General features: G+C 58.6%; 5 protein-coding genes. All 5 read left to right on the top strand.

Annotated elements, in window-relative coordinates:
- Positions 1 to 154 precede the first annotated feature (154 nt).
- Complete coding sequence (locus tag NCT32_RS36355) at positions 155 to 1,039, top strand: branched-chain amino acid ABC transporter permease (RefSeq protein WP_250491497.1); 885 nt, start codon at positions 155 to 157, stop codon at positions 1,037 to 1,039.
- Positions 1,026 to 1,997 (top strand): branched-chain amino acid ABC transporter permease, encoded by a 972-nt coding sequence (locus tag NCT32_RS36350; RefSeq protein ID WP_250491496.1) that lies wholly within the window; start codon positions 1,026 to 1,028, stop codon positions 1,995 to 1,997. The genes NCT32_RS36355 and NCT32_RS36350 overlap by 14 nt, the downstream gene beginning before the upstream one ends.
- A complete protein-coding gene (locus NCT32_RS36345; protein ID WP_250491495.1) occupies positions 1,994 to 2,755 on the top strand; it encodes an ABC transporter ATP-binding protein in 762 nt (253 codons plus the stop codon). Before NCT32_RS36350 ends, NCT32_RS36345 begins: the two co-directional genes overlap by 4 nt.
- Positions 2,752 to 3,471, top strand: coding sequence for an ABC transporter ATP-binding protein (locus NCT32_RS36340; RefSeq protein ID WP_250478136.1), 720 nt, complete (start codon positions 2,752 to 2,754; stop codon positions 3,469 to 3,471). Before NCT32_RS36345 ends, NCT32_RS36340 begins: the two co-directional genes overlap by 4 nt.
- A 29-nt stretch (positions 3,472 to 3,500) precedes the next feature.
- Positions 3,501 to 4,678, top strand: a 1,178-nt coding sequence (locus NCT32_RS36335) for an AMP-binding protein (protein WP_250491494.1), incomplete at its 3' end; no start/stop codon positions are given.

The following is a 4,678-nucleotide window of genomic DNA, read 5'->3' as shown; positions in this document are numbered from 1 at the left end:
ATTACCCAAATCAGAAATGGCAACACGGTCGAAGTGCGTCGAGTGGATTCGCCGGACGTCAGCGGCAGTTAAGCGGGCGGCCATCTCACGACCCTCACATCGGTGCTGCACCGCTCGCGGACCGACCGCAAATCTGCACAGAAGGGTGATCTCCATGACGTTATTTCTTCAGCTTGCGTTGAACACGCTACAGGCAGGCTCCGTATACGTGCTGTTCGCGCTCGGCCTTACGCTGATTTTTGGCGTGATGGGCGTGGTGAACTTCGCGCACGGTCAGTTCTTCACGCTTGGCGCCTTACTAACGAGCGTACTGGTGCCGTCGCTGCAAGAAGCGCTGCACATCGGCGTCGCCGTGTCGTTCTTGCTGTCGAGCGTGCTCTCGATCGCCGTCGTGCTCGCGTTGGCACTCGCGGTCTATCAGTTGGGCTTCCGGCAGTACCTGAGAGATATGGTCGGCTCGTTCATCCTCTCGGTCGGCATGCTGCTGTTTTTCGAAGGCGCTTTCTTATGGATCTTCGGCGGCGTGCCGCGGGTGGTCCCGAACATCGCGCCGGGCGAGCTACGCATCCTTGGTGCCGGGATCGAATTGCAAAGACTGATCGTTTGCGTGGTCGCGGTCGTGGTCGCGATATTGCTGTATGTGATGCTCGGGTATACGCGCTTTGGTCGCGCAATCCGAGCAACCGCTGAAGACGCCGGCGCTGCCGCGCTCCAAGGCGTGCGGTATAAGCGGACACTGCTTTATGGCTTCATGATAGGGTCGTTTCTCGCTGCTGTCTCGGGTTGTCTGATCGCGCCAATCACGGTGATAACCCCGGCAGTCGGGAACGACTATCTAGTCAAAGGTTTTATCACGATTATCATCGGCGGGTTGGGCTCAATTCCCGGGGCTATTCTTGGCGGGCTAACGATCGCGTTTCTCGAAAGCGTCGTCGGTTATTACCTTGACGGCACTATGGCGACGATCGGCATGTTCTGCCTAGTTGCCGTGCTACTTCTGTTCCGACCACGGGGGATGCTCGGCCATGTACAGCATTGACCGCAAGATCATTGTGCTGAATGCCGTGTTGTTGGTCGCGGCCATCGGGGCGCTCAGTTATTTTGAGCCGACGTATCTGACGCAACTTGTCGTCTGGTCTGCGATTAATGCGGTTCTCGCCGCCGGTATGCGCTTCGTTTTGCTCATCGGCGAGACGAACATGGCATGCGGCGCAATCTATGGCTTCGCTGCGTACCTCACCGCGACCGCCGTGACGAACGGTTTGGACGTGGTGCCACTTGTGCTTATTGCATCGAGCGTCGGCGCGGCCGTACTTGGCTTGCTGTTCGGTTGGATGACCTTGCGTGTGAAGGGGCCGTATTTCATGCTGATCGGTTTCGCGTTCACCGAGGTCATCCGTCTAGCATACACGCGTATCGATTTCGTCGGCGGCAATTCTGGCATGGTTGGCATCTATGCTCCGATGTCGCTCGAACCGTGGATGCCCGCGCTCAGCGTGTCGGTATGCTATCTACTGCTATGCGGTCTTTTCGCGGTGGAGAAGTCGTCGTTTGGTTTGCTAATGAACGCCATTCGCAACAACGACAACGTGGTTGAGACGCTGGGTGTTAGCGCTCTGCGCGTGAAGCTCTTGTGCTTTGTAATCGCCGCGTTGGTGGTCGGTGCGGCGGGATCGATACACGCATACAGCTATCACGTCATCAGCCCTGGCGATTTCAGCTTCCTAATTCCGGTTTACGCGCTTGCATACGCGAAGGTCGGCGGTGAGCGTCATATCGTTGGACCGGTGATCGGCGCCATCTTCCTCACGGTCGTCTCGCAACTCGTGCAGGGCTCGGGCGCGCTGCAGTATGTGCTGTTCGGCGGAGTCATTATTTTATCGATGCTCGGCGTGCGCGGCGGACTGATCGACGGCGGAAAATGGATTGGTTGCTGGTGCCTAATTGGCGGAAGGCCCGGTGTTTCGAAAGACCGTGCGAGCGGAGAACTTGGATGAATAACCATGACTTGCAATCGTCGCGCCAGTACTCCGCGCATCCATTGCTGGCGGTGAAGGGCTTGACACGGCGCTACGGCGGACTCGTCGCGGTTTCCGATCTGAATTTCGAGATCCGCGCGGGCGAGATCCTCGGGCTGATCGGTCCGAATGGGGCCGGGAAGACCACGACATTCAATCTGCTCTCGGGTCACGTGAAACCAAGCGGTGGGGAAATGCTCTTCGACGGCGCCAGCATTGCAGGTCTCGCGCCGCACGCGATTAGCCGACGTGGATTGGTTCGCACCTTTCAGCACGATAGTTTTTTCCGCGACATGACGGTGCTCGAAAACCTCGTAATCGCCGCAAACCGGCAGTGGCGAAAACGCATAGACCGGATAGAAAGCGCGCATGCGATTGCAGCGCGAGTAGGTCTGGAAAAACATCTTGACATGGAAGCCGGGAGTTTGCCGCACGGAATGCAGCGGCTGCTCAGCGTTGGCATTGCGATCTCGACAAAGCCCAAGCTGCTAGGGCTAGATGAGCCGTTGACCGGACTGCATACCGTCGAAGTTGCGAATGTGCTCCACTTACTTCGCACGCTCTGTCGGGAAGACGGCACCACCATCCTAATCGTCGACCACAATATGAAGGCGATGATGGGCATATGCGATCGTTTCATCGTGCTTCAATACGGCAAGTTGTTGGCACAGGGTAGTGCGGAAGAAGTGCGCAATAACCCCGAGGTGATTCTCGCTTATCTGGGGACAACACAATGACAACGACAACTTCTCTTTCAGTGCGTGATCTGCGTGTGCGCTACCGCGGCGTGACAGCCGTTGACGGCGTCAATCTCGACCTGCCCCGTGGCGCAGTAGTAGCGCTGATTGGCTCGAACGGGGCCGGTAAGACTTCTGTGATGAACGCGGTGATGAATCTCGCGGGGGACTGTTCCGGCACCCGCGTCTTTGACGGCAATGATATCTCCAAGATGCGCACAGATCAGATCGTCGGTCTCGGAATGGCGCTCGTGCCCGAAGGGCGGCGGCTCTTTCCGTACATGACCGTTGCGGAGAATCTCACGATGGGTGCGTACCTGCGTCGCGACTCGGCGGCGATCCAACGCGATAGGGACCGCGTATTAGACGTCTTCCCCGCGTTGCGCGAGAAGCTCAATCATCCGGCGATGTCGCTGAGCGGCGGGCAGCAGCAAATGGTTGCGATCGGCCGCGCACTGATGTCGTCGCCGCGCCTTTTGCTACTTGATGAGCCGACCATCGGACTCGCACCAGCCGTGGTCGATCTAATCGGTACAACCATCCGCGCAATCAATCGAGATGGAGTGGACGTACTCTTAGTCGAGCAAAACGCGTCGGTGGCGCTTGATCTGGCGAGCTACGCCTACGTAGTTGATGGTGGCAACGTGGTCATGCAGGGCTCATCTGAAACCCTGAAACACGACAATCGGGTTCAGGCTACTTACCTTGGTCTTTGAAGCGGCGAGACAAGCCTATCGGAGCGCGTATGGATCACCGACCGAAACCGGTTTGGGCGCCTACTGACCATGACGTCACGACTGCGCAGGTTACTTCACTCGCGGAAACGCTTGGACAGAAGGATTTTGACAGCTTGTACGCATGGTCAATCGCCCATCCGGATGAGTATTGGGAAGGGGTGATACGGTGGCTTGGCATACGTTGGCGGGAGCCGTACTCATCATATGTCGACCTATCTAAGGGCAAGGCGTTTCCCCGTTGGTTCCCGGGTGGCAAGATCAACTGGGTCGAGAGCATCTTCGCGCCTTGCATGAACGACGGGCGCAGCGAACGACTAGCAGTCGTCTCGGAGGACGAGGGCGGGCGGGTCGTCGCACGTACTTTCGCGCAATTGCACGAGGATGTCCGTGCGTTCGCGGCGGGGCTGCAGAAAGCTCATCTCGGCGCTGGCGACCGGGTCGGCCTGCTCATGGAAAATAGCTTGGAAGCGGTCGTCTCGTTCTTGGCAATTTCGTGGATCGGTGCAGTCGCGGTGCCGCTCTTCTCCGGGTTCGGGGCGGACGCTATTGTCGCGCGGCTGATGGGCTGTGAAGCGAAAGGGCTAATTTGCACGGCCGGATATACGCGGCGCGGAAAGCCGGTGCGAATGGGCGAGACGATTGAGGCATGCGCGGCGGCACTCGCCTCGCTAAGTGTGGTGATTACCAAGCCGACGCGCGGTATGCCGCTCGAACCCATCGCTGGGGCGCTGAATTGGTACGACGTAACAGCGGCGGGCCGCGCAGATCCACTTGTCAACCCGCTGCTCGTTGAAGCGGATACGCCCTTTATGATCGTCTATACGTCGGGCACCACTGGCAAGCCAAAGGGCACTGTTCACACTCACGGCGGTTTCCCTCTGAAAATTGGCCACGACGCTGCGGTGTACTTCAACCTCGGCCCAGGCGATACTTGGCTGTGGCCAGCCGATATGGGGTGGGTCGCCGGTCCTATCACGATTGCTGGTGCGTTGTTGCGGGGCGCGACCCTGGTGTGCTACGGCGGCGCACCGGACTGGCCTGACTGGTCACGCTTGCCGCATTTAATTCGCCGGCATGGCGTTACCCACTTCGGCGCGTCGTCTACACTGATCCGCTCACTCGCAGCGCATCGATCGTCGATCTCGCGTTACGATCTCGAGTCCATCCGGCTTGTAATCACGGCGGG

It is taken from the genome of Caballeronia sp. INML2 (assembly GCF_023631365.1).
Classification (GTDB): Bacteria; Pseudomonadota; Gammaproteobacteria; order Burkholderiales; family Burkholderiaceae; genus Caballeronia; species Caballeronia turbans.
This window is presented reverse-complemented; position numbering and strand designations above follow the sequence as displayed.

What these genes read in the sequence shown, in the direction of transcription:
- NCT32_RS36355 (WP_250491497.1), top strand. Translation starts at nt 155, where the DNA reads ATGACGTTATTTCTTCAGCTTGCGTTGAACACGCTACAGGCAGGCTCC.
- NCT32_RS36350 (WP_250491496.1), top strand. Translation starts at nt 1,026, where the DNA reads ATGTACAGCATTGACCGCAAGATCATTGTGCTGAATGCCGTGTTGTTG.
- NCT32_RS36345 (WP_250491495.1), top strand. Translation starts at nt 1,994, where the DNA reads ATGAATAACCATGACTTGCAATCGTCGCGCCAGTACTCCGCGCATCCA.
- NCT32_RS36340 (WP_250478136.1), top strand. Translation starts at nt 2,752, where the DNA reads ATGACAACGACAACTTCTCTTTCAGTGCGTGATCTGCGTGTGCGCTAC.